The sequence below is a fragment of the Sphingomonas eleionomae genome (assembly GCF_049889035.1).
Lineage (GTDB): Bacteria > Pseudomonadota > Alphaproteobacteria > Sphingomonadales > Sphingomonadaceae > Sphingomonas.
The window spans coordinates 366,573-391,604 of sequence record NZ_JBLTWP010000003.1; the positions used below are offsets into that span (position 1 = coordinate 366,573).

The following is a 25,032-nucleotide window of genomic DNA, read 5'->3' on the forward strand; positions in this document are numbered from 1 at the left end:
ATGGATTTGCAACTGCGCGACAAGGTGGTGATCGTCACCGGGGGCGGGGCCGGGATCGGCGGCGCGATATCGACCGTCCTTGCCGAGGAAGGGGCAATTCCGGTCATCTTTGCCCGCAGTCCGCTGGACCCGGAGTATGAATCCGGCCTGCGCGCGCTTCAGCCGTCTGTGATGGTCGTCCGCGCCGAACTGACCGATCATGAGGCGTGCCGGGCGGGCGTTCAGGACGTGATCGCCCGGTTCGGCCGCATCGACGGCCTGGTCAACAATGCCGGGGTCAATGACGGCGTGTCGCTGGAGGCGGGCCTTGCCGCGTTCGAGAAATCGCTGACCCTCAATCTCGGCCATTATTACGGCATGGCGCATCTGTGCCTGAATGCTCTGCGCCAGAGCAAGGGCGCGATCGTCAACATCTCGTCCAAGACCGCGCTGACTGGTCAGGGCGGCACCAGCGGCTATGTCGCGGCAAAGGCGGCACAGCTTGGCCTGACGCGGGAATGGGCGGCATCGCTGCTTGGCGATGGCATCCGCGTCAACGCCGTCCTTCCGGCAGAGGTGATGACGCCGCTCTACAGCAAGTGGCTCGACCGGACGGACGATCCGGAGGGTCAGCTTGCCGAAATCGTCCGCCGGATCCCGTTGGGTCAGCGGATGACGACCGACCGCGAAATTGCCGACAGCGTGGTGTTCCTGCTGTCGCCGCGCTCGTCGCACACCACGGGCCAATGGATCATCCCCGATGGCGGCTACACCCATCTCGACAGGGCACTGACATGAGCACGACCGCACCCGGCAAGGCATCGCGCGGCGCATCCGCGGCGCTGGTTCCCGTTATCCTGATCACCAGCCTGTTCTTTCTGTGGGGCATGGCGAACAACCTGAACGACGTGCTGATCCAGCAGTTCAAAAAGGCGTTCACGCTGACCGATCTGGAAACCGGGTTCGTTCAATCGGCCTTTTACATGGGCTATTTCGTGCTCGCCATTCCCGCTGGCCTGTTCATGCGGAAACAGGGGTACAAGACGGCGGTGGTCGTCGGCCTCTGCCTCTATGGCATCGGTGCGCTGCTTTTTTATCCTGCGGCACAGGTGCAGACCTATTCGCTGTTCCTGCTGGCCCTTTTCGTCATCGCGGCGGGCCTTGCCTTTCTGGAAACGTCCGCCAACCCACTGATCACCGTGCTGGGCGATCCGGCGGACAGCGAACGGCGGCTCAATCTGGCTCAGGCGTTCAATCCGGCCGGTTCGATCACCGGCCTGTTGATCGGCAAATATCTGATCCTGTCGGGCATCGAACATTCCGAAGCCACGCTGGCGGCAATGTCTGCGGCGGAACGCACCGCCTTTTACGCGCGGGAGACTCAGGCGGTGCAGGCGCCCTATATCGGCATCGGCATCTTTGTCCTTGTCTGGGCGGCGCTGGTCGCGCTCACCCGCTTCCCGGCCGTGGCTGAAAAGCCGGTGGAGGCCGCTAGCGACACCCCTGCAATCGGCTGGACGCAGGCGATTGCCGGCCTGTTCCGCAAACCCTTTTTCATGTCCGGCGTCGCTGCGCAGTTCTTCTATGTCGGCGCGCAGGTCGGGATCTGGAGCTACACGATCCGCTATGCCCAGGTGACGGCGGGCCTTGGCGAGCGGGCGGCAACCGACTGGGTGATCGCGGCAATCATCCTGTTCCTGATCGGCCGCTTTGCCGGCGTCGCGCTGATGGCGCGGATCAATCCCGGCCGGTTGATGGCGCTGTATGCCGCGGCCTCCATCGCCCTGCTGCTCGTCGCGATCTTTGTCGGCGGCACGGCCGGGCTGATCGCGCTGACGGCGGTCAGCTTCTTCATGTCGATCATGTTCCCGACCATCTTTGCCATGTCGGTCAAGGATCTGGGGGAATATACCCAGACGGGGTCGTCGCTGATCGTGATGGCGATCATCGGCGGCGCGATCCTGACCCCGGTGATGGGCGCCATTTCCACCGCCGCGAACATCCAGCTCGCCATGCTGGTCCCGCTGGTCTGCTTCATCGTCGTCGGCCTGTTCGGCCGCGCAGGGGCGGCACGCAATCCTGCGGGGGTTTCCGTCGGCGTTGGAGGGCATTGAGATGCAGATGGACGTCGTTGTCTGCGCCGAACCCGGCGTGCTGCTTCACGAACGGCGCGATCGGCCCGCCCGCGCGCCAGGAGAAGTGCTGATCCGCGTTCGACGGGTTGGCATCTGCGGCACGGACATGCACATTCTGGCCGGAAAGCAGCCCTTCCTCGCCTATCCGCGCGTCATGGGCCATGAAATGTCCGGTGTGGTCGAGGAAGCCGACGCCGATAGCGGGTTCAGCCCCGGCGATCCGGTCTGCGTCATGCCCTATCAGTCGTGCGGGCATTGCGTTGCCTGTCGCAAGGGACGGCCCAATTGCTGCGTGAACATCCGCGTGCTGGGCGTTCATTGCGATGGCGCGCTGGCCGAATATGTCAGCGTGAAGTCGCAGTTCGTCCTGCCGCTGGACGGGCTCGATCTGGATTCAGCCGCGATGGTGGAATTTCTGTCGATCGGCGCTCATGCGGTTCGCCGCGCGCGCATTCAGGCGGGCGACCGGGTGCTGGTCGTCGGTGCGGGGCCGATCGGCATTGCTGCCGCCATCTTTGCGCAGGACGCAGGCGGCAGCGTCACCGCGCTTGACGGGCGCGACGACCGGCTGGCCTTTTGCCGCGACCAGCTTGGCGTGCCGCATACGGTTTCGCTCGGTGAAGACGCCGACGCCCGGCTGGCAGAGATTACCGGCGGCGAGATGTTCGATGTCATCTTTGACGCGACCGGCAATCGCGCCGCCATGGAGGCGGGTTTCCTGCGGCTGGCCCATGCCGGCACCTATGTGCTGATCTCGGTCATCACCCAGGACATCACTTTTCCCGATCCCGAGTTTCACAAGCGCGAGACGACCCTGCTGGCCAGCCGCAATGCAACGATCGAGGATTTCCAGCAGGTGATTGCCGCGATGAAGGCGGGCCGCATCCCGCTAAAGGCGCTGGCAACCCACCGTGCGGCGCTGCTTGATCTGCCAGACCTGCTGGCACGATGGTCCCTGCCCGATGCGGGTGTAATCAAGGCCATCGTCGAAGTTTAAGCGGACGGCGGTCCCGTCAGAAGGCGGCGATGCCCGTGATCGCCCGGCCCAGGATCAGCGTGTGGTGCTGTAGGCGCGCTATTCCAGCCTGTCGGTCGCTGAAATCGGCTATCCCCTCGGCTTTGCGGACCCCGCGCATTTTTCTCGGTTTTTCAAACGGATGGCCGGTATGGCTCCGTTTCGCGCGCTGCAACCGGCCGGGCTGATCCGTCCCGTCCCGTCCAGCGTTCACGGCGGCCTTGACGAACCGTCGCCAAGCCATTGAGATGCGGTACGCCGTCTGGCGCAGCGCGGGCGGAAAGATGCGAACGGCGGTCCCGGCGCATATGGGGGGTGACATGGCCGAGAATTCGGTGAACCGGCTTTCCAGCCGCCGCCAGACCTTTGTTGACCTGTGCGAGGAAACCACCGGTTTCGGAGAGATCGAGTTCCGCACGTTCCGCGACCTGCTGATCCGGCCACGCGTCGCGCTGGAACACTATCTGATCCACGGTCCCACCGGCGGCCAGCGCTATGCGCGGCCCTTCGGCTTTTACATGGGGCTGTGCGGGATATTGATGTTCTACCTCTTTCTGGTCGGCGGCATGAAGGGCGTGATCGAGGTTCAGCCCGCCAGCATGATCGATCCATGGCTGGTCCAGTCCGGAAAGAGCCGAGAGGCGTTCATCGACGATGCCGAAAGCTGGATGTCGCTGGTCGTGACGCCGGTCATCGCCGTTCTCAATGCCTTGCTCGCCGCGCCGCTGCTCAAATGGTGGAGCGGGCTGGACTGGCGGCGCAGCTTTCGGTCGGCCAATGTGCTCATGTGTGCCTGGACCGTGCCGATCCTGTTCATCGGCCCCGCGCCGCAGATCGAGGGGCTGCAGGTGTACGCGCTGCTGGTGATGTGGGCCGCCCTGTTCGTCGCGTTCTTCCGCCTGGGCAAGGGGCTCTGGTTCACAGCGTGGTGGGAAGGGGCGCTGAAAAGCCTGCTGCTCGTCATCATCCTTATGATTGCATCCTGGATCGGCATGGTCCCCAGCCTGTATATCGGCCTGATCGGCGGGGCGTGGGGCGCCTGAAGCGGCGTCGACCTCCTGCACCCGCGTTCCTCCGCCGCCCGCTGGACAATCCCCCCGCGCCCTTGCTAAGGCATGCAATGTTATACCATTACCTAAATGTCCGGGTGCTGCATGACCATGAACGATCATCGCCTGTCCGGGATGGCAAGCGTCATCGACCGCGCAGACGCCGTTGCGGCCGCAACCCGCTCGCTCGAGGATCTGGCTGCGGTCCGGCATCCCGATATCGCGCTGGCCATTCATCCGCGTTCCTTGCCGCCCGGTCTGGCCGATGCGGTGGACGCGCTCGACCTTGAAGGGATCGACGATACCGATCTGATCGTCGATCTGCCGATCAGCGGAGAGGCCTTTGCAGTGGCCCTGGCGGTCAGCGGCTTTCCCGCTTCGGCCGCGCGCATGATCGGCGACGACATGGCGCGGCTGGCGCAGGTGCTGGCCGATGTTGCGGACTGCACCCGGCTGGCGATCCGGCTGCACGTCGTCGAAACCGATGCCTGCCGAAAATTTCATGCCGACTATGTCACGCTGCGCCTGCTGACCACCTATCGCGGCCGCGCGACCGAATGGCACCGCGCCGAAACGCCCGACCGGATCGATCGGCTTCGGCCCGGTGATGTCGCGATCTTCAAGGGCCGGGTGCTGATCGACCCGCCAGCCGTGCTGCATCGCTCGCCGCCCATCGCGGGAACCGGCGAGCTTCGGTTGCTGCTGGTCATCGATCCTGCGCCGTTGCCCGGCGGCTGAACCATCCGGCAACGCCGGCATCCGGTGATTGCCCTGTCCCTTCGGCATGGTAGAGAAACCCATGCTGACCGACATCGAAATCTCGCGCGCCGCCGCCATCCGCCCGGTTCTGGAAATCGCGGAGCGCGCCGGGATCCCCGCCGACGCCGTCGAACCCTATGGGCATCACAAGGCAAAGGTGGACGTCCATCGCCTGCCTGCGGAGGATGCGCCGGGCAAGCTGATCCTGGTCACCGCGATCAACCCGACCCCGGCGGGAGAGGGCAAGACGACGACGTCGGTCGGCCTGGCGGATGCGCTGAACCGGATCGGCAAACGGACGATGCTGTGCCTGCGCGAACCCTCGCTCGGCCCCTGTTTTGGGACAAAGGGCGGGGCGGCCGGGGGCGGCTATGCGCAGGTCATCCCGATGGAAGACATCAACCTGCATTTCACCGGCGATTTCCACGCGATCACCAGCGCGCACAACCTGCTCGCCGCGATGATCGATAATCACATCTATTGGGGCAATGCGCTGGGCATCGACACGCGCCGGGTGGTCTGGCGCCGCGTCGTCGACATGAACGACCGGGCGCTGCGCGACATCGTTCAGTCGCTTGGCGGCGCAGTGAACGGGTATCCTCGCGAATCCGGGTTCGACATCACGGTCGCGTCCGAAGTCATGGCGATCCTGTGCCTGGCCGACGGCCTTGCCGATCTGGAGGCGCGGGTCAGCCGGATCGTCATCGGTTATACCCGCGACCGGCGACCCGTCACCGCGCGTGACCTCAACGCCGATGGCGCCATGGCGGTGCTGCTGGCACAGGCGATCAAGCCCAATCTGGTCCAGACGCTGGAGGGCAATCCAGCGCTGGTCCATGGCGGCCCGTTCGCCAATATCGCCCATGGCTGCAATTCGGTCATTGCCACGCGGACCGGCCTTGGCCTTGCCGATTATGTCGTGACCGAAGCGGGGTTCGGGGCAGATCTGGGCGCGGAAAAATTCTTTGACATCAAATGCCGTCAATCGGGCCTGCGCCCCGATGCCGTGGTCATCGTCGCGACCGTCCGCGCGCTCAAGATGAATGGCGGCGTTGCCAAGGGCGATCTGGCCCGGCCGGATGTCGATGCGGTCCGGCGCGGCGCGGTCAACCTGGTGCGCCATATCGAAAATGTCCGGCAGTTCGGCGTGCCAGCCGTCGTCGCGATCAACCGGTTCCATACCGATGGCGATGACGAACTCGCCGCCATCGCATCGATCGTCGCGGCGCACGGGTCACAGGCAATCATCTGCACCCACTGGGCCGACGGCGGGGCGGGTGCAGAGGATCTGGCCCGGCGGGTGGTCGAGCTTGCCGACGCGCCGTCGCAATTCGCCCCGCTCTATGACGATGATCTGCCGCTGTTCGACAAGATCAACACCGTTGCTACCCGCATTTACCGGGCGGAGGGCGCCGTCGCCTCGCCCGAGGTGCGTGCTCAGCTCGCCCGGTGGCAGGATGCGGGCTATGGCCACCTGCCTGTCTGCATAGCCAAGACGCAGTACAGCTTTTCCACCGATCCCGACGCGCTTGGCGCGCCGACCGGGCATATCGTTTCGGTACGCGACGTGCGGCTGGCGGCGGGGGCGGGCTTTGTCGTCGCGATCTGCGGCGAAATCCGCACCATGCCCGGCCTGCCCCGCGTGCCTGCGGCGGAATCCATTCGCGTCGATGCCGACGGGCTGATCCAAGGCCTGTTCTAGGGCACCGGTTCCGCCGTTCGGGCGGGGTGCCCGCTTCGCTGTTGACACCGGTTACCCGATCCGCATCATGCCGCCGAACAGAATAATGTCGGGGGACGGATGACAGGGCGGCAAGGCATTTACGTGACCAGTCGTCGGCATATGCTTGGCATCGCCGCGACGCTGGCGATCGGCATCGCGCCGGTCGCCCTGGCCGCGCCCGACCCCGTCGCCCGCCTGCGGGTCAGCCTGTCGGTGCCGGGGGCGCATCGGACAGTAGCCGCCGCCATCGCCGCCTTGCCGCCACAGGGCGGGGTCATCCGGATCGATCGCGGTGTCTGGCGGGAAAAGCTCGCCATCACGGCCGCCAATGTCACGCTGGTCGGGCTGGGCGATCGCCCGGATGACACGGTCATCACCTGGGACGATTCCTCGCAAAAGGCGGGCGGTACGGTCAGGTCGGCGACGCTGACCGTTTCGGGCGACGGGTTCCGCATGGGCAATCTGACGGTCCGCAACGACTGGGCCTTGAGCCCCGATGCCTATCCGACCCAGGCGGTTGCGCTGGCGTTGACTGGCGACCGGGCAGTGCTGGATCATGTCCGGCTGGACGGGCATCAGGATACGCTGTTCGCGGGCAAGGGGCCGGGCGGGCGATTGTCGCGGCACTATTTCGGGAACAGCCGGATTTCCGGTCATGTCGATTTCATCTTCGGCAACGCCAATGCCTATTTCAGCCGCTGCGCCTTGCACGGCAATGCCGGATCGACGGTGATGATCACCGCGCACAGCCGGATTTCCGAAGAAGACCCCAGCGCCTATGTCTTCGATCGCTGCACGATCACTGCCGATGCGGATGCGGGGGCAATCTGGCTGGGCCGGTCGTGGCGCGACTATGCGCGCGTCATCTTTCTGGACACGCGGATGGATGCGCCCGTTGCGCATGGCGGCTGGCGGGAATGGACGCCGGGCACGACCGATCGGCTGAAAACCAGCTATTATGCCGAATATCGCTCCACGGGCCGGGGTGCACCGCCCCCGCCGCGCGTGGCGACCGCGCATCAGCTCAGCCGGGAACAAGCCGCGCAGTGGCGGCTGGACCGGTTTTTCGGCGGCGATACCGGCTGGATAGACGAGGGGCTGATGGCCCTGGCACAGGAGAGGAAGGTCCGATGAACCGCACGTCCATCATGCTTGCTGCGGCGCTGCTGACGCTGCCCGTCGCTGCCCGCGCCCAGACCGCAGCGGCACCGGTACCGCGGGAATTTCCGCGGGAGATCGCGCCATCGAAAATCATCCTGGTCGGCGATTCCACCACGGCGGTGGTCGGGGGCTGGGGGCCCAGCTTCTGCGCCTATCACGTCACCTCGTTCATGGCGTGCGTCAATCTGGCGCGGGGCGGCCGCAGTTCGCGCACCTATATGCAGGAACGGTCGTGGGAACTGGCGCTGAACGAGGCGCGCGTGCCGGGCTATCAACGCACCTGGGTGCTGATCCAGTTCGGTCATAACGATCAACCGGGAAAAACGCGTTCGACCGAACTGGCGCAGGAATTTCCCGGCTATATCCGGCGCTATGTCGACGATGCGCGCAGGGCAGGGGCGATCCCCGTGCTGCTGACCCCGCTGACCCGGCGGACGTTCCGGGACGGCCGGCTGGACAATGATCTGGAACCCTGGGCCGCCGCCATCCGCAAGGTAGCGCAGGAGGCGGACGTGCCGCTCATCGATCTCAACGCCGCCAGCGCCGCTGCGGTGCAGGCGATGGGCGAACGGGCGGCAGAACGGTTCGCCCAGCTGCCGCCCGGCGCGGTTCCGCCTGCCGCCCCGGCCCCGACCGCGACCCCATCCGCGCCCCCGGCCGCGACAGAGGTGAACGTCACCCCCACCGCGCTGCCAAAACTGGCCTTTGATCGCACGCATCTGGGCGTGGAGGGCGCGGATTACTTCGCGGAAATGGTCGCCGAACTGCTGGCCGATGCGGTGCCGGACATGCGCCCGCTGCTGTTCGTCGATCGCCTGGACAAACGGGCCGGCCCCGCCCCGTCAGGCCGCTGACCGGTCAGCCGCCATTGGCCTTTTTCCAGCGCGCATATTCGGCCTGTGCCGACAGGCCGTTCTTGTTGAACCAGGCATAGCCGCCGCGCCGCTCCGCGCTGATGTCCATCACATCGTCGTACAGGCTGCGGTCCCGGTCGCCAAAGATGGGCAGGTTGTCGCTCGCCCGGTAAAACCGGGACCACAGGACCGCGCCCTTTTGCTGAACGATCCGGGGATTGCCGCCTTCCTTGGTCCAGGCAACGTCGCGGATCACGCTGCGGTCCACCCACGCCATCCCGTCGGCGATGGCCCGCCGGACGGCCGGGGACGGGTTGGGCAGCGACATCAGCAGCGACAACAGCCGGACGCTTTCCGCACTGGTCAGCTCGGCCGGTTCATAGGCGCGCGCCGTCACGGGTTTCAGCGTGATCGGGTCATGCTGCTGCGCCCATCCGGTCCGCGCGCCGTTCACGACGATCTGGGTGCGCAGGATGCAATCGATCCCCGCCTGCACCGCCCGGTCGGCCCGCGCACGCTGATCCGCCGACAGGGTGGCATAACCACCCTTGCCCGCGCTGGCATCGATCAGCAGCCGGATGACCCGCGCCATGGCATCGTCATTATAGGTGATGGCATTGTGATAACCGCCCGCCAGCGGCCAGACCTGCGGCCATCCGCCCGTCGGATATTGCGCGGCCAGCAGGTAATCGACCCCCCGCCGCAATGCCGCGCCATACCGCGCCTCGCCCTCTTTGCCCGTCGCGGCGATGACGCGTTCCAGATACGCGATCTCGCTGGTCGTCGCACTGTTGTCGATAGTGCCGACGAACGCCCAGTCCCTTGCTCCGCCGCTGCCCGGGGTTTCCTCGTGGATATAATGCTGGCCGGGCCGACGCGGCGGGATGTTGCGCGGGGTGTTCTTGCCCCATCCGCCGGCCGGCGTCTGGAAACTGACGATGGTATCGGCAATCGCCCGCGCCCCGGCCGACCGGAAATAATCCGTGTCGCCGCCGGGCAACTCGCCGCCGCCGCCCGGCGGGGATGGCGGCGGCGTGGCACCGGGGGGCAGTTCCGCCGCCAGCGCCGCCTTGTCCGCCCGCATCTGCTCGGCGGACCGCGTGAAATAGGCCGTCCATGCCGCCCGCTCCGCCTGGGGCAGGCTGGCGATCCGTTCGGCGGACAGGGGCGGGGACGGCTCGATCGTCCCGATCTTTCTGGCAATGCCCGGCGTCGCGGTGGTCAGGGCGGACAGCGCCAGAAATGCCGTCAACAGCCGCGCCCGGCCAGGTCCATGACGTCCCATCTTCATTCCCCTTACAATGCCCGGAACCGGAAATCGGTGAACCGCGCGGTGCCGCTGCCCGCCGAATACAGGCCGGGGCGCAGCATCAGGAAACCGCCGCGCACATTGTGGTGATACCCCGACACCTCCATGCCGCGGTCGAACCGTTTCCACGTTGCCCCGTCATCGGTGCTGGTGTGAAAAGCGATGATATGGCGGTTGTTGGTCACCCGCATCCGCACCTTCTGCCCATGGCCATGGGCGGGCCGTCCCCGCTCGATGCCATATTGGTGCGTGACGAACCGCTGCCAGTCGAACCCCAGCCCGCAATACAGCTTGTCGTCGTAAAACAGGACCAGTCCGGCAACGCCGTCCGGCTCGATCTCGATTGTGCATTCGAACTGATAGGCGGTGTCGCCTGCAATCAGCAGCAGGGGCGAACTGTCCGACGGCGCCTTGCCCCGCGCGGCCAGATGCAGCGTGTTGTTCGCCACCTTGACCCGGCTGCGTTCGTCCGGTGCGGGGCGAAAGAAGTTCCATTTGGTGCCCAGCGCCAGCGTCGAAAAATCGTCCGACAGCGGCGCGCCATGCGGCTGCGCCTTGCCCCCCCGGGGCTTGGCAATCGGCCGGGACAGATCGCCGCCCGTCATCCGGAACCAGCCGTCGGCGGTCCATTCAACGGGGTCCAGCAGCGTCTGTCGCCCCAGCGTCCAGAACCCGTTTTCAAACCCGTGATAGACCGACCACCAGCTGCCGTCCGGCCCCTCGACCAGCGTGGCGTGCCCCCGCGACCACCATTGTTCGTCCAGCGATGTGGTGCGGACGATCGGGTTGCCGGGATGATGCTCCCATGGCCCGTGGATGGATTTTGACCGGGCGGCGATGACCATGTGGCCGGTCGGTGGACCCGCGGTGCCGCCCACGGCCGTGATCAGGTAGAAATAATCGCCGCGGCGCATCACCTTTGGCCCTTCCGGGCTGAACCCCTCGACCGCCCAGTCGTCGGGATAGCGCCAGGGGTCATAGACATGCTCGACCGGGCCGACTGTGGACAGCCCGTCCTCGGCTAGCCGGATGCGGTCGCCGCCCGACAGGAACAGCCACCGGCTGCCATCCTCGCCCACCGCATGGCCGGGATCGATATGGCTGCGCAGGCCAAGATCGATGGGGTCGCTCCACGGCCCCTCGATCCGGTCGGCATGAATGACCCAGTTGGTCGTCGGGTTCTTGGTCGGGATGTACAGGTAATATCGGCCCTTGTGCTTGGTCAGCTCGGGCGCCCACACCGCACCGATATTGCGCGTCAGCGCCGCAGTGATCGGCCGCCAGTTGATCAGGTCCTGCGAATGCCAGATCACCAGGCCCGGATAGGAATCGAACGTCGAAAACGTCATGTAATAATCCCGCCCGTCCTTCAGGATGGTGGGATCGGGATGATCGCCCGCGATCAGGGGGTTCAGGAACGTGCCGTCGCCCAGATCGGCGACCCGCTGATTGTCATGGCCCCGGCGATGGGGCGGCGCGGTGGTCTGCCCCCCGGCGGTCTGTGCCTGCGCGCCCGGCGCGCCCGACATTGCGGCCATTCCGGCCCATCCGGCCAGCAGACTGTCACGACGCGATAGCTTCATCGGATACTCTCACGGACACGGACAAAAAGCGGCCCCGCATTTCGTGCCGGAAATGCGGGGCAGGAGGGAGATCAGAAGCGCAGGCGGGCACCCACGCGATAGATCGGGCCGGGGCTGCCATATTGGGTGATGGCCTCCTGCCCCTGATAGGCATAACGCTCGTTCGGCTGGTTAGTGATGTTCAGCGCCTCGGCCGTCACCGACAGCCAATCCGTGAACTGGTAACTGGTGGATGCGTCCACATTGGTCGTCGACCGGCTATACTGGAAATCGTTGATCAGCGGCGCATCGCACGGCGTGCCGGCAACCGACGGATTGGCCGGATTGTTCTGCAACCCCGGCGCACAGGTGCCGCCGGCGATCGGATAGTTGGTCGAATATCCCTTGCGGTTCGCCACCGAAACGCGCGCCCGGAACCGGCTGGTTTCATAGGACAGCGTGGCGTTCAGTGCCTCCGGCGACACGCCCAGGAACGGGGCGGCGCCCGTGGTCTGCGCCACCGTCGCCGAACCGGGGTCCAGGATGTAATTCAGTTCCGACTGGATGTAGGTATAGTTCACCTGCACGCCCAGATTCTTGAAAATCCACGGCAGGAACTCAAGCTCCTGCTGGAAGCTCACCTCGATGCCGCGGATATAGCCGCCCGGCGCGTCGCGGAACTGGCGCGCGGTGAACACATTGTCGCCGTCGATATAGGCAAGCTGGTTGGCGTTGGTGAACCCCTGGCGGATGGCATCGACATTCTCCGCCCCGACCAGCTGGCTGAGCGGCGCGGAAAAGTTGATCGTCTGCGGAAAGCTCAGGATGTCCTTGTTGAACGCCGCGATGGACAACAGGCCGCCGCGCGAGAAATACCATTCCACGCTGGCATCCATGTTCGTCGACCGGAACGGCTTCAGTTGCGGGTTGCCGATGGTCAGCGTCGCGCCCACCGTCTCGCCGGTGTTCGGCACCGAAATCGCGGTGATCGACGGCGACAGATTGCCCAGCAGCGGACGTGCCATCACCTTCGAAATGCCGAACCGGACCAGCACATCGTCCAGCGGCTCATAAACGATGTTCAGCGAAGGCAGGAAATCGGTGTAATTGTTGGTTCCCTGGATCGCGCGGCCGCCCGGCGTGGTGCCGTCCGACGTCACGTCCGTCTTGGCCATGCGCATGCCCGCATTGCCGCGGAACGGCCGCCCGAACAGCAACGAATCCCAGTCCATCTGGAAATAGATGCCGGTCAGCTTTTCGCGCACCGAAAAATTCTCGCGCCCGCCATTGCGCAGGTTGGTGATGCGCCAGTCACCGAACTTGTTGATGCAGTTGCAGGTGAAATCGAACAGGGAATCGAACGCATCAATGCTCGGCACATAAAAGCTGCTGATCGTCCCTTCCGGCACGGTCAGGCCTTGGCCAAACTCGATCATGCGGCCGACGGTCGATGCGTTGGTCCCGGCTTCTGCCAGGGTCGGGTTCAGGATGTCGACATTGCGTTCGAACTGGACGGTGCGGAACGCATATTCGCGGTAATTGCCGCCAAAGCTCAGCTTCAGCTCGTCATTCAGATCCAGGTCGAAATCGATCTTGCCCTGGCGATAGGTGTTGACGGTCGAACGTTGGAAATGACGGATGCCGGAAAAGCCCTTGACCGTGTTCCAGTTGGCGGGGTTGGCCACGTCGAAGCCGAAATCCATGAACGGCATGGTGTCGGTATCGCGCTCGTCGAACACGTAGAGGCCGGGGGAATCCATCCGGTTGAATTCGACCAGCAGGCCCTGCTGGTTCAGCCGCGATTCCGATGCGCCGCCGACGAACGTCATGCGGAACGTGTCGGTGAACTCATGATCCAGCTGGGCCGATGCCTGCTTGAACGTGGTGGTGTATTCGGACTGGTCGGCGGCGGACCGGAAATCGACATTGGTCGCCGTCATGTAATTGACGATGCCGTTTTCGACATTCACGTCCTGCAACCGGACCGCAGGCCGCCCGATCAGCGCGCCGCGAAACGCCAGCCGGTTGGTCGACGGGATGTACCCGACCGAATTGGGGTTGTTGTAATAGTCATAGGGATCAAGGTTGAACGGGTTGACGCTGAAGATGTTGGACGCGGTCGGATTGGCCGTGGCCAGCGCCCCCGGCACGACCGCGCTCGGCGCCAGCACCGATGTCACCCGCTGGCCCTGCGCGTTCAGGGCCGTGCCGAACGCCGGCGTGGTGCCGTACAGCTGATTGCCGCAATCCTGGGGCGGGGTGAATGCGTTGCCTGCACTCGGCACGCACAGGCCGGGATACAGCGCGCGCGCAGCCTGCGGCGTCAACGTATTGCCGGCGGTGTTCAGCGTGGCATTGGTGTTGTTGCGGTTGAGGCCCACCGGCGAAAGCTGGTTGATCGTCGACTTGTTCTTGAACCGGGAATACAGGCCGTCGATCGACAGCCGCGTCCGGCCCGTGATCTGCCACTGATAGGAGGTGGTCAGGCCCAGCCGCTCATAGGTGACGTCCTGCTGCTCGATCGATGGCAGGGCGGGAAAGCGGACAGTGGAATTGTCGAACCGGCCCGGCGTGTTGAACGGCGAACCGGGATACAGCTTGGCATAGGCTTCGGGATTGGATCCCGACAACAGGTTGACGATCTCCGGATTGGTGATCGCCGTGCCGAACGCGGTTCCGGCCGGCGCGGCAAACCCCGCGCGCTGCGGGTTCTCGTTCCCGGCCCAGGTGCTGCCGCGATAGACATAGTCGGACTGCCCGGCCTGACGGCGATACTGGTCGATCTCGTTTTCCGATTTCGCCCAGGCGGCGGAAAACAGGATGCCGATATCGCCGAACCGCCGCGATACCAGGCCGGCGACGCGCGGCTGCCACTTGCCGCTGTTCGCCTGATAGCTGCCCTCGGACGACAGGCCGAACGCGCCCTTCTTGTAATCGAACGGCCGCGCGGTCTGCAGGTCGATGGTCGCGCCCAGCGACCCTTCGTCGGTTTCCGCAGACGGCGTCTTCTGCACCTTCAGCGAGTTGAACAGCTCGGACGCAAAGGTGTTGTAGTCAAAGGAACGGCTTCGGTTGGGGCTGGTGCCGGCATCGTTCGCACCGGCGGTCGACAGCGCCTCCAGTCCGTTCAGGCGGGTCCGGTTGAAATCGCCGCCCAGGCCGCGGACCGTGATCGACCGGCCTTCGCCATTGTCGCGGTCGACCGACACGCCGGGCAGGCGCTGCAGCGATTCGGCCAGGTTGTTGTCCGGGAAATCGGCAATATCCTCGGCCGTGATCGCGTCGATCTGAACGGTGGACGTGCGCTTCAGGTCAATCGCGTTGCGCAGCGACGCGCGATAGCCGGTAACGACGATGTCGCTGCCCGGCTGGCCATCCAGGGCGGCGCCCTGCGTTGCCTCGGCATCCGTATCGGCTGCAGCAACTCCGGCATCCTGGGCTGCGGCGCTGGCGGTGGCAGTCACTGCCTGCTGCATCGCGCTGGCCGGTTCGATCGCGCACAGGGCGATAAGGGAACCGCCCATGCACAGCAGAATCCTGTTGTTCATTATCCTCTCCCCACTTTTTCTTTCCGCTACGCTATTGTTACCGGTGTCATAAGGCAACCGTGTTTTTTGGGACCGTTCGATTTTCGCACCGCCAGCAGGACCGGACCGGCGGCCGCGCCGGTGAAATCCGGGCTTGAGATCCGACAAAATCGCCCGATTCATGCTTAACGGGGCATCGTTACCCGCACCGGCATTTCCCGATGCCCGATCTCCGCGCTGGCACCCCCTCAAAATGGCTTGCCCATTTACGGAACCAGAAACCGGTGTCATATCAATGCGCAAAGGTCCGCAGGATCGATAGAGAGGATGGGTGGTGATGAAGGGTTTCGGCATTGCATTCCTGTTGGCTGTTTCTCCGCTTGCCGGTGCCTTCGCGCTTGCGCCGGGCCAGGAAGCGGGACCGGCCGCGCAATCGGCCTTTCCCGGCGCTCAGGGGTGGGCGGCGCAGACGCCGGGCGGGCGCGGGGGGCGCATCATCCGGGTCACCACGCTGAACGCCGACGGGCCGGGCAGCTTCAAGGAAGCGGTGGAGGCAAAGGGGCCGCGCATCGTGGTGTTCGAGGTCGGCGGCGTGATCGACATGGGCCGCACCACGCTCACCATCCGCGAACCGTTCCTGACCATCGCCGGGCAGACCGCGCCGTCGCCCGGCATTACCTTCATCAAGGGCGGGATCGACATCCGCACCCATGACGTGATCGTCCGCCATATCCGCATCCGCCCCGGTGCCGACGGCGCAGCCAAGCGTTCCGGCTGGGAAGTGGATGCCATGTCCACCATCGCCGCGCGCAACGTCATGGTCGATCATTGCACCATGACCTGGGCGGCGGACGAGAATCTGTCCGCCTCCGGCCCGCGCTTCACCGGCGATACGGTCGAGGAATGGCGCCGCAACACCAGCCACAACATCACTTTCAGCTACAATCTGCTGGCCGAGGGGCTGGCCAATGCCAGCCATCCAAAGGGCGAGCACAGCAAGGGCTCGCTGATCCACGACAACGCCACCGGCATCCTCATCTGGCGCAACATCTATGCCCATAATGTCGAACGCTCGCCGCTGCTTAAGGGCGGGGTTCATGCCGCGGTGGTCAACAACCTGATCTACGATCCCGGCAAGCGCGCGGTGCATTACAATCTGATGGCGCTGGAATGGGCGGGCTATCCCTATCAGACGGGCGAATTGTCCGCTGTCGGCAATGTCCTGCGCGGTGGTCCGTCGACCGATGCCGGGCTGCCCTTCATGATGCTCGGCGGCGACGGCGACCTTCGCTATCACGCCCGCGACAATATGGCGGTGGACAAGTTCGGCAATCCGCTGCCCATGTTCGGCCGCTATGGCATCACCAGGGCGCGCCTGATCGAGGCAAAGCAGCCCCTTGTCTGGCCGACCGGCCTGCCGGTCATGCCCGCGGCCCAGCTTGAAACCCACATCCTTGCCAATGCCGGCGCCCGCCCGTGGGACCGGGATGCCGACGATATCCGCGTCCTGTTCTTCATTGCCGAGGGGCGCGGCGACATCATCGACGATGAAAAGGAAGTGGGCGGCTATCCCGTGCAAAAGCCGACCCGCGCGCCCTTTGTCGATGCGGAATGGAACCTCGATACGATGGAGCCGCGCTCCGGCCGCTATCCGGGGCAGCAGGGGCCGGTGCAGGAAACGCAAAGCGCGCGCGACCGGGCGATGCGGCAATGATCGCGCGCGCCTGATCCGCCGCGCCGCGGGTCAGGTGCCCGGCTGGATATAGGGAAAGCGCGCGAACAGCTCGCGTTCCCATCCGCGCGGATCGTTCTCGATCCGGCACGTGCGGTCAAACATCATCGTCGCCCGCCGGTCCAGCATATGGCGGGGCCAGCGCGGCATCCCGGCATGGGCCGGATCGCCGCGCCGTGCCAGGCTGGCAAAGGCGCGCATCATCGTGCCCGACAGCGCCCGCGCAGCCGCATCCGTCCCGCTCGTCGATCCCGGCGCGTCCAGCGTCCCGAACACCATCGGAATGTCGTCGGTATGCGCCGCCCGGCGCAGCGGCTGAACGGGGGATGGGTAATCGAACTGATAGACCCAGGCCGGCACGCCCGCCCGTGCCCGCTCTTCCGCTTCGATCACCTGTCCGCGCCAGCTTCGGCCCGCAGTGGTCGCGGCATAGAACAGGTCGGCGGGGCTCATGTTCGGAAACCGCGCGCGATACTGCGCTACCACCCATTCGGGATGCGCATCGATGCGCAGGTCCGGTGCGATCCGCTCGGCCAGATTGTCCCAGTTCAGCGTCGTCACCTTCTCGCTGGCGGGATCGGTAAAGGCCCGCGTCTCGTCCCGCGTATTGCCCAGGATCATCGGAATCCCGCGCCCCAGCGGATGCGCGTCGGGCCAGAAGGGGTGGCGGGTCATCGACCGCATATCCAGCACCGGCCCCATATAGACCCCGCCGCCCAGGATCGGGTCCTCCGCCGACAACCCCTCGATCAGCCGCTCGACCGGCATCGTCGTCAGCGCCTCGGGCGTGGCGTTCAGCCTGTCCAGCACCGCGCGCGCCCGCCGCGTGGCGTTCAGCGGGCCGGAAGCCGTCACCTGCTGCCCGCTCATCGTGGCGGCGGCGTGGAACAGGCCGCTTGCCGCCGGCATCGCCATCAGCGTGGCGATCTTCGCCCCGCCGCCGGACTGGCCGAACAGCATGACGCGCCCCGGATCGCCGCCAAAGCCCGCGATATTGTCCCGCACCCAGCGCAGGGCGAGGACCAGGTCGAGCTGCCCGCAATTGCCGCTGTCGGGAAAGCGCGGGTCGATGCGGGCCAGATAGAGATAGCCAAGCGCGTTCAGCCGGTGGTTCACCGTGACGACGACGACATCCTCGCTCGCCGCCAGCCGCGCGCCTTCGACCAGCGGATCGGCCACGGTGCCCCCCGAATAGGCACCGCCGTGGAAATAGACCATGACCGGACGCCTTGCGCCGCTGCGCGCCTCGGGGGTCCAGATGTTGAGGAACAGGCAATCCTCACGCTGCCCGCCGCTGCGCCCGCGTTGCGGACAGCTTGGGCTGATGACCGTCGCCGGCTGGATATCTGCACGGACGGCGGCGGCAACCGGCGGCTGGAACCGCCGGCGGCTCATATCCTCGCCATAGCGGATGCCCAGAAACGCCTGAACGCCCCGGTCGCGGATGCCGCGCCATCGGCCGCCGGGGCCAGCCGCGACCGGGTCGTCCGCTGCCCATGCAGGGGTAGCCATCGTCGATGCGGCCCCGGCGATCAGCAGCGTCCGGCGATCGATCATCGGCGTTGCATCACCTCGCCAGCCATCCGCCATCGACGGCGAGGATATGGCCCTGGATGTAGCGTGCGGCGGGGGAGGCGAGGAACACGGCGCCGCCGCCGAGGTCGGAGGGATCGCCCCACCGCCCGGCGGGGATGCGTTCCAGGATCTGGCGGTTGCGGGTTTCGTCGGCCTGCAGCGCGGCGGTGTTGTTGGTGGCGATGTACCCGGGCGCGATGGCGTTGACCGTGATGCCTTTCGATGCCCATTCGCAGGCGAGCAGCTTGGTGAGGCCGCCAATGCCGGATTTGGACGCGGTGTAGCTTGGCACGCGGATGCCGCCCTGAAACGTCAGCATCGAGGCGATGTTGATGATGCTGCCGCCGCCATTGGGGATCATGTGCCGGGCGGCTGCCTGGCACAGGAAGAACACGGATTTGAGGTTGGTGTCGATCACCGCATCCCAGTCCGCCTCGGTAAAATCGATGCTGTCGGCGCGGCGGATGATCCCGGCATTGTTGACCAGGATGTGAAGCCCGCCGAGCTTCTCCACGGTCTCGTCCACAACCCTGCCCACAGGCTCGATGCTGGACAGGTCGGCGCTGATGATCGCGGCATGGCGGCCAAGCGCGGTCACCTGTTCGGCGGTCTCGGTCGCGGGCGTGCGGCCGATCAGCGCGACATCGGCACCGGCACCGGCCAGCGCCAGCGCAATGCCCTGGCCGATGCCGGTATTGGCGCCCGTGATCGCCGCGACGCGGCCGGTAAGGTCGAAGGGATGGGTCATGACAGGGGCAAAGGCTCCGTTCCCGGCCGGGACGCGCGCCCGCGCCCCGCCGGGGGTAGGGATCAGGACGCGGGAATCAGGACAACCGGATCACGACAGGGCAGGCTCTGCGGCCAGCACCTGCTTGAGGTAATCGCTGATCGCGGCATCGGTGGCGTTGGCGAAGAAATACTCCTGGAACCGCTCGCCCGCGATGGTGGCGCGCAGCAGGTCCTGATCGACGTTCTTGAGCACGGTCAGCATGTCAGTGCAGGTCACCGCCTTCAGATCCTTCAGGATGCCGCGGTTCCGGCGCATGATCTCGGCCCGCTCGCGCGGATAGCCAAGGCCGCGCTCGCCGTCGAACAGCTTGGCATAGACATCGCGCAGGTTCAGCTCGGCCGCCCAGCCGAACCCCTTGGAATAGGGCATCGAGATCGCGTTGCCGTCATTGATCTGGCCGAACAGGAACGCATCGGTCGGGTCGATCACCAGGCCGCAGAACACCCCCGGCATCGCATTGGCCGCCAGCATCGATCCCATGCCCGTGCCGCATCCGGTCACCACGAAATCCGCCGCACCGCTGTTCAGCAGGATGCCCGCCAGCAACCCGTTCATCACATAGGTCAGCGACGCCTTATCCTCCGGCGCGTACATGCCATAGTGAAACACCTCATGCCCGAAACCGCCCGCAACCTCGCTCAGCGCCTCATATACCACACCGCTCTTCGCCGCCTGGCTGTTCTCAATGATCAATGCGATCTTCATGTCCGATGGTCCCTTATGTGATCCGCGCGATTGGGTTGCCCGCGGCGCGCCGTCCATTGGCTGCTATCAGCTTCCGGCCTTACCGCCCAGCTGGTAACCGGTGTCAGGTTTCAGCGCAAGATCATGGGCAATGCTGAGCGGCGGATCGGCCCGGATCCCGCCGATATGCCACGATCATTCCGCCGGCGCGGCCACCGATGCGCGCCGGATCAGCGTCGACACGAACAGCGAATCGCCCTTGTCCGCCGGCGCCTCTCCATCGCTGATCAGTTTCAGCGCCGCGGCCCGCGCCATGGTCGCGATCGGCCAGCGCACCGTCGTCAGCGGCGGCCACAGATAGGACGCGATGGTCGTATCGTCGAACCCGACGATGGACAGGTCGCGCGGCACCTCCAGCCCCCGTTGCCGCGCGGTGTGCAGCACGCCCGCCGCCATGGCGTCGTTGGAACAGAATACCGCGGTCGGGCGGGGCGACAGGTCAAGCAGCCGCTCGGCCGCGCGCATCCCGGATTCGAACGTGTAATCGCCCTGCGCCATATAGGTCCGCTGGACGCCGATGCCCGCGGCCTCCATCGCGCTCAGATACCCCTCGGCCCGTTCGGATGCCGACCGGAACCCGATCGGCCCATGGACGAACCCGATCCGGCGATGCCCCGCATCGATCAGGTAATCGACCGCCCCGCGCACCGCTTCGCGGTCGTTCGATGCCACCATGTGCTGGGCATCGTCGAACGCTGCCGACCCCATCCGTACATAGCGCGTGCCGATCCCCGCACACAGCGCGGCCAGCGAATCATGCTCCGAAATCGGCGGCAACAGCATGACGCCATAGGGGCGCTGCCGTTCCAGAAACCGGTGGATGTCATCCAGCATCGTCGGCGATCCGCGATCCACCGGATGGACGATCAGTTCGAATTCCGTATCGCGCAGCACCTCCAGCAGCCCCTGCTGCACGTTCAGCACCATGTGCGGATTGGGGTTGTCGTGGATCAGCCCGATCAGGAAATTGCGCCGCAGGGCCAGCGCCCGTGCCTGGGGATTGGGGATATAGCCCAGCCGCGCGATCACTGCCTCCACCCGCTCGCGCGTTTCGGCGTTCAGCAGGGGGGACTGGTTGATGACGCGGCTGACTGTCTTTTTCGACACCCCGGCTTCGCGGGCGACATCGTTGATCGTCGATTGACTGGTTTTCTTCATTTCACTGCCGACCATAACGCCGCCTGTCGCAAAGGCCAATGCGCCCTACTTGTCATTGACACCGGTGTCTGCATATACCCCTCTTGTAACGCCAGATGAAAATGAGGAGGGGGCGTCTGATGCACATGGGTGAAGCCATTGCGCGCGCATTTGTCGCTGCACGCCGTGAGCGCCGCGCGCTGGCCGAATATCCCGGCGCACTGCCGGCCAGCCTGGCCGACGCGCACGCGATTCAGGATTTTGCCCTGTCGCTGGTCGATACCCCGGTCGCCGGCTGGAAAGTGGGCAAGATTCCGCCGCCGATGGACCAGGTGCTGGGCCGCGACCGGCTGGAAGGGCCGATCTTCGCCGGCACGGTGGTCGAGGGGGACGGGTGCGCCATGCCCGTCTTTGAACACGGGTTTGCCGCAGCAGAGGCGGAATATCTGCTGCGCATCGCTGCCGCGCCCGAACCGGGCAAGACCGATTTCACGCATGAAGAGGCCGCCGCCTTGCTGGATGCGGTGCATATCGGCATCGAAATCGCCAGCTCGCCCTTTCCGGGCATCAATGCGCTCGGCCCGCTGGTCACCATCTCCGATTTTGGCAATAACCACGGCATGGTGATTGGCGCACCCGTACCCGACTGGCGCGATGGCGGCTTTTTTGACTGGCCGGTCGAACTGCGCATCGATGGCGAAGTGGCGGGCAGCGCAAGCGCGCGCACGATGCTGGACGGGCCGATCGGCGCGGCTGCATTCCTGTTCGGCACGCTCGCCCGGCGCGGGATCGCTGTCCACCCGGGACAATGGATTTCGTCGGGGGCCGTGACCGGCGTTCATCCCGTCCGCCCGGGCCAGCATGTGACGGCAGCCTTTGCCGACATGACGGTCGATTGCACGATCGTCGCGGCATGACCGCCGGCGTTGCCCCGATCGAAGCGGGCGCGCCGCCCGTCCGCCGCAGCGGCCGTGTCCGCTGGTCGATCATCGCGCTGCTGTTCTGCGCCACCACGGTCAATTACATTGACCGCACCATGCTGGGCCTGCTGGCCCCGATGCTGGGCGACGAGCTTGGCTGGAACGAAAATGACTATGGCAACATCGTCACCGCGTTTCAGGCGGCCTATGCCCTGGGCTTTCTGCTCATGGGCTGGCTGGTCGACCGGTTCGGGCCAAAGATCGGCTATGCCATCGCCATCGGTGTGTGGACCATCGGCCATGTCGCCCATGGCTTTGCCTCATCCGTCGGTGCGTTCATGGCCGCCCGCGTCGTGCTGGGCGTGGGGGAGGCGGGGCATTTCCCCTCGGTCGTCCGCGCCAGCAGCGAATGGTTCCCGCAAAAGGAACGCGCCTATGCCATTGGCTGGGTCAATTCCGCGACGACGATCGGCGTTATCCTGACCGCGCCGACGCTGTGGCTGTTCATGACCTTCCTGGGCTTTGGCTGGCGCGAGACGTTTTTCTATACCGGCATCTTCGGCGCGGTGCTGATGATGCTGTGGCTGTGGTGGTACAGCAATCCGCGCGAAAAGGCGGGACAGGTCAGCGAGGCGGAACTCGCCTGGATCGAACATGATCCGCCGGAATGCATCGAAAAGCTGGGCTGGGGTCAGGTCGTCCGCACGCGGGAGGCATGGGCCTTTGCCAGCGCAAAGTTCCTGACCGATCCGGTCTGGTTCCTGATGCTGTTCTGGCTGCCGAAATATTTCAGCAGCACCTACAACGTCGATCTCAAGGTCGTGCTGCTGCCGATGATCGTGATGTATCTGCTGTCCGATGTGGGCAGCATCGCGGGCGGCTGGCTGTCGTCCCGCCTGATCCAGTCGGGCCGCACCCCCAATGTCGCGCGAAAGACGACGATGATCCTGGCTGGCCTGTGCGTCCTGCCGCTGCTGTTCGTGTCGGGACTGGAAAACATGTGGCTGGCGGTCGGCCTGATCGGCCTGGCGCTGGCGGGGCATCAGGCGTTTTCGTCGAACCTGCTCGCCGTCCCGCCGGACATGTTTCCGAAACGGGCGGTGGGATCGGTGATCGGCCTTGGCGGTTTTGCCGGCGGCGTGGGCGGCATGATTATGGCCAAATCCACCGGCCTTGTCCTTGATGCCACGGGCGGCAATTACACGGTGATCTTTGCCTGCTGCACCGTCGTCTATTTCCTGGCCGTCGGGATGATCCACCTGCTTTCCCCGCGACTTGCGCCGGTACGGATCGGCTGACCGCTTCGCGCGCCCGCGCCATTCATGCTAGGGGATGGCGCGGGAGGCGCTGATGTTCCAACTGTCCGATTACGAAACCGGGGCCGAATTCGACGGGGAATATGCGGCGGCGCTGAAGGCGCTGCAGGACCGGCTGGAACGCATTCAGGTCGCGCACATCCTGCACAAGCGAAAGGCGATCGTCGCGATCGAGGGGTGGGACGCCGCCGGCAAGGGCGGGATCATCAAGGCGATGACCGCCAATCTCGACCCGCGCTGGTTCGAAGTGCACCCCATCGCCGCCCCCACCCCGTTGGAACAGGGCCGGCATTTCCTCTATCGCTTCTGGACGCGGGTGCCGGGCCCCGGTCACATCCATGTCTTCGACCGCACCTGGTACGGCCGCGTGCTGGTGGAACGCGTCGAACGCTATGCGACGGAGGCCGAATGGCAGCGCGGCTATGACGAAATCAACGAGTTCGAGGCGCAGCAGACCGATTGCGGCACCACGCTGGTCAAGCTGTTCGTCCACATCACCCAGGCAAAACAGGACAAGGAATTTGCCGAGCGGCTGGACGATCCGTGGAAACGCTGGAAAACCGGCCCGGATGATTATCGCAACCGCGCCCGCCGCCCCGAATATCTGGACGCGATCCACGACATGTTCGCCCGCACGCACAGCCGCTGGGCACCCTGGACGGTGATCGATGGCAACAACCGCAAGGCAGGCCGCATCGCCGCGCTGACCGCGATCGCGGACCGGCTGGAGGCAAATGTGCCGATGGACCCGCCGCCCGTCGATCCGGGGTTCGATGCGATGGCCCGTGCGGCGCTGACTGGAAAGGCTGCATGACGATGCAGGATATCGTGCGCGATTTCGTGATGGTCGATGTGTTCGCCAACGGGCCGTTCACCGGCAACCCGCTGCCCGTCCTGCGGCTGGAACGCGATGCCGACACCGCGACGCTTCAGGACATTACCCGCTGGTTCAACCTGTCCGAAACCGCGTTCCTGCTGCCGCCCGATGATCCGGCGGCGGATTACCGGGTGCGCATCTTCACGCTGGACCGCGAATTGCCCTTTGCCGGGCATCCGACGCTGGGGGCCTGTCATGCCTGGACAGCAATGGGCGGCGTGCCAAAGGGGGCCGGGCGCATCGTCCAGCAATGCGGCATCGGCCTGGTTGAGCTGGCGCAGTTCGGCGATACCATCGGCTTTGCCGCGCCGCCGCTAATCCGGTCCGGCCCGGTCGATGGCGACGTGCTGGCCCGCGCGCTGGCGATCCTGCGCCTTGATGCCGAACAGGTGGAGGCAGTGGCATGGGCTGACAATGGTCCCGGCTGGCTGGGCCTGATCCTGCGCGATGCCGATGCCGTGCTGGCGGTCGATCCGGTGCGGGCGCTGGGCACGCGGGCAGAATTCGGTCTGATCGGGCGGCACGCGCCCGGTGGCCCGGCGGATTGGGAAATCCGCACCCTGTTCACCGATGCGGCCGGTATGCTGATCGAGGATCCGGTCACGGGCAGCTTCAACGCCGCGGCCGCCTTGTGGCTGAAACAGGCGGGCTATGTGTCGGGCGATTATGTCGCGCGGCAGGGGACGGTCATTGGCCGCGATGGGCGGGTCTTCGTCCGCTATGCCGGGGATGTCACCTGGATCTGCGGCCGCGCCGTGACCTGTTTCGAGGGTCATCGGACGACCGCTATACAGGCTGGCCAGTGACACCCCGGCCCCGCTCGTGCTGAGCCTGTCGAAGCACGCTGCCTTTTACGACGGACAGGGCA

The 25,032-nt window shown here is 65.6% G+C and carries 21 protein-coding genes; 14 read left to right on the plus strand and 7 right to left on the minus strand.

Annotation, left to right across the window (positions count from 1 at the left end; translation table 11 throughout):
• The 9 genes from ACNI3Q_RS10045 (at position 1) to ACNI3Q_RS10085 (ending at position 8,675) form a co-directional block, all read left to right on the plus strand.
• Positions 1-777 (plus strand): L-fucose dehydrogenase, encoded by a 777-nt coding sequence (locus ACNI3Q_RS10045; RefSeq protein WP_426276265.1) that lies wholly within the window; start codon positions 1-3, stop codon positions 775-777.
• Entirely contained in the window at positions 774-2,093 is a 1,320-nt protein-coding gene (fucP, locus tag ACNI3Q_RS10050) for an L-fucose:H+ symporter permease (RefSeq protein ID WP_426276267.1), read from the plus strand. The genes ACNI3Q_RS10045 and fucP overlap by 4 nt, the downstream gene beginning before the upstream one ends.
• A 7-nt stretch (positions 2,094-2,100) precedes the next feature.
• Positions 2,101-3,111: a zinc-binding alcohol dehydrogenase family protein gene (locus ACNI3Q_RS10055; protein WP_426276269.1), complete on the plus strand. Its 1,011-nt coding sequence runs from the start codon at positions 2,101-2,103 to the stop codon at positions 3,109-3,111.
• 88 nt (positions 3,112-3,199) lie between these two features.
• On the plus strand, positions 3,200-3,376 hold the full coding sequence (locus tag ACNI3Q_RS10060) for a helix-turn-helix domain-containing protein (protein ID WP_426276683.1): 177 nt from the start codon (positions 3,200-3,202) through the stop codon (positions 3,374-3,376).
• A 73-nt stretch (positions 3,377-3,449) separates the two neighbouring features.
• A complete protein-coding gene (locus ACNI3Q_RS10065) occupies positions 3,450-4,172 on the plus strand; it encodes a hypothetical protein (protein WP_426276271.1) in 723 nt (240 codons plus the stop codon).
• A 111-nt stretch (positions 4,173-4,283) separates the two neighbouring features.
• Positions 4,284-4,916 carry a DUF1826 domain-containing protein gene (locus ACNI3Q_RS10070; protein WP_426276273.1) on the plus strand — a complete coding sequence of 211 codons (633 nt, stop codon included), beginning with the start codon at positions 4,284-4,286 and terminating at the stop codon, positions 4,914-4,916.
• A gap of 61 nt (positions 4,917-4,977) precedes the next feature.
• Positions 4,978-6,639, plus strand: a complete 1,662-nt coding sequence (locus ACNI3Q_RS10075; protein WP_426276275.1) for a formate--tetrahydrofolate ligase — start codon at positions 4,978-4,980, stop codon at positions 6,637-6,639.
• 123 nt (positions 6,640-6,762) lie between these two features.
• Positions 6,763-7,794 carry a pectinesterase family protein gene (locus tag ACNI3Q_RS10080; protein WP_426276277.1) on the plus strand — a complete coding sequence of 344 codons (1,032 nt, stop codon included), beginning with the start codon at positions 6,763-6,765 and terminating at the stop codon, positions 7,792-7,794.
• Positions 7,791-8,675, plus strand: coding sequence for a rhamnogalacturonan acetylesterase (locus ACNI3Q_RS10085; RefSeq protein WP_426276279.1), 885 nt, complete (start codon positions 7,791-7,793; stop codon positions 8,673-8,675). The genes ACNI3Q_RS10080 and ACNI3Q_RS10085 overlap by 4 nt, the downstream gene beginning before the upstream one ends.
• A gap of 4 nt (positions 8,676-8,679) precedes the next feature.
• Here the strand turns inward: ACNI3Q_RS10085 and pelA are convergent, their stop codons facing one another.
• The 3 genes from pelA to ACNI3Q_RS10100 form a co-directional block, all read right to left on the minus strand.
• On the minus strand, positions 8,680-9,960 hold the full coding sequence (gene pelA, locus ACNI3Q_RS10090; protein ID WP_426276281.1) for a pectate lyase: 1,281 nt from the start codon (positions 9,958-9,960) through the stop codon (positions 8,680-8,682).
• 11 nt (positions 9,961-9,971) lie between these two features.
• Positions 9,972-11,567, minus strand: a complete 1,596-nt coding sequence (locus ACNI3Q_RS10095; protein ID WP_426276283.1) for a family 43 glycosylhydrolase — start codon at positions 11,565-11,567, stop codon at positions 9,972-9,974.
• Between the two features lie 71 nt (positions 11,568-11,638).
• Complete coding sequence (locus ACNI3Q_RS10100) at positions 11,639-15,094, minus strand: TonB-dependent receptor (RefSeq protein WP_426276285.1); 3,456 nt, start codon at positions 15,092-15,094, stop codon at positions 11,639-11,641.
• Positions 15,095-15,410: 316 nt separating this feature from the next.
• Between ACNI3Q_RS10100 and ACNI3Q_RS10105 the strand changes: the two genes are divergently transcribed.
• Complete coding sequence (locus ACNI3Q_RS10105) at positions 15,411-16,787, plus strand: pectate lyase family protein (RefSeq protein ID WP_426276685.1); 1,377 nt, start codon at positions 15,411-15,413, stop codon at positions 16,785-16,787.
• A gap of 30 nt (positions 16,788-16,817) precedes the next feature.
• On the opposite strand, the gene ACNI3Q_RS10110 is transcribed toward ACNI3Q_RS10105, so the two are convergent.
• The 4 genes from ACNI3Q_RS10110 to ACNI3Q_RS10125 form a co-directional block, all read right to left on the minus strand.
• Positions 16,818-18,362: a carboxylesterase/lipase family protein gene (locus ACNI3Q_RS10110; protein ID WP_426276287.1), complete on the minus strand. Its 1,545-nt coding sequence runs from the start codon at positions 18,360-18,362 to the stop codon at positions 16,818-16,820.
• Positions 18,363-18,372: 10 nt separating this feature from the next.
• The gene (gene kduD, locus ACNI3Q_RS10115; protein WP_426276289.1) at positions 18,373-19,128 is read right to left on the minus strand and encodes a 2-dehydro-3-deoxy-D-gluconate 5-dehydrogenase KduD; all 756 of its coding nucleotides are present in this window, start codon (positions 19,126-19,128) and stop codon (positions 18,373-18,375) included.
• A 90-nt stretch (positions 19,129-19,218) separates the two neighbouring features.
• On the minus strand, positions 19,219-19,875 hold the full coding sequence (locus ACNI3Q_RS10120; protein ID WP_426276291.1) for an RpiB/LacA/LacB family sugar-phosphate isomerase: 657 nt from the start codon (positions 19,873-19,875) through the stop codon (positions 19,219-19,221).
• 174 nt (positions 19,876-20,049) lie between these two features.
• Positions 20,050-21,072, minus strand: coding sequence for a LacI family DNA-binding transcriptional regulator (locus tag ACNI3Q_RS10125; protein ID WP_426276293.1), 1,023 nt, complete (start codon positions 21,070-21,072; stop codon positions 20,050-20,052).
• Positions 21,073-21,191: 119 nt separating this feature from the next.
• Between ACNI3Q_RS10125 and ACNI3Q_RS10130 the strand changes: the two genes are divergently transcribed.
• From ACNI3Q_RS10130 to ACNI3Q_RS10145, 4 genes are read left to right on the plus strand one after another with little or no spacing between them, the layout of a single operon-like run.
• The gene (locus tag ACNI3Q_RS10130; RefSeq protein ID WP_426276295.1) at positions 21,192-21,968 is read left to right on the plus strand and encodes a 2-keto-4-pentenoate hydratase; all 777 of its coding nucleotides are present in this window, start codon (positions 21,192-21,194) and stop codon (positions 21,966-21,968) included.
• Positions 21,947-23,269: an MFS transporter gene (locus tag ACNI3Q_RS10135; protein ID WP_426276297.1), complete on the plus strand. Its 1,323-nt coding sequence runs from the start codon at positions 21,947-21,949 to the stop codon at positions 23,267-23,269. The genes ACNI3Q_RS10130 and ACNI3Q_RS10135 overlap by 22 nt, the downstream gene beginning before the upstream one ends.
• Positions 23,270-23,318: 49 nt before the next feature.
• Positions 23,319-24,101, plus strand: coding sequence for a polyphosphate kinase 2 family protein (locus ACNI3Q_RS10140; RefSeq protein ID WP_426276687.1), 783 nt, complete (start codon positions 23,319-23,321; stop codon positions 24,099-24,101).
• Positions 24,098-24,970, plus strand: coding sequence for a PhzF family phenazine biosynthesis protein (locus ACNI3Q_RS10145; RefSeq protein WP_426276299.1), 873 nt, complete (start codon positions 24,098-24,100; stop codon positions 24,968-24,970). The genes ACNI3Q_RS10140 and ACNI3Q_RS10145 overlap by 4 nt, the downstream gene beginning before the upstream one ends.
• The last annotated feature ends 62 nt before the right edge of the window (positions 24,971-25,032 follow it).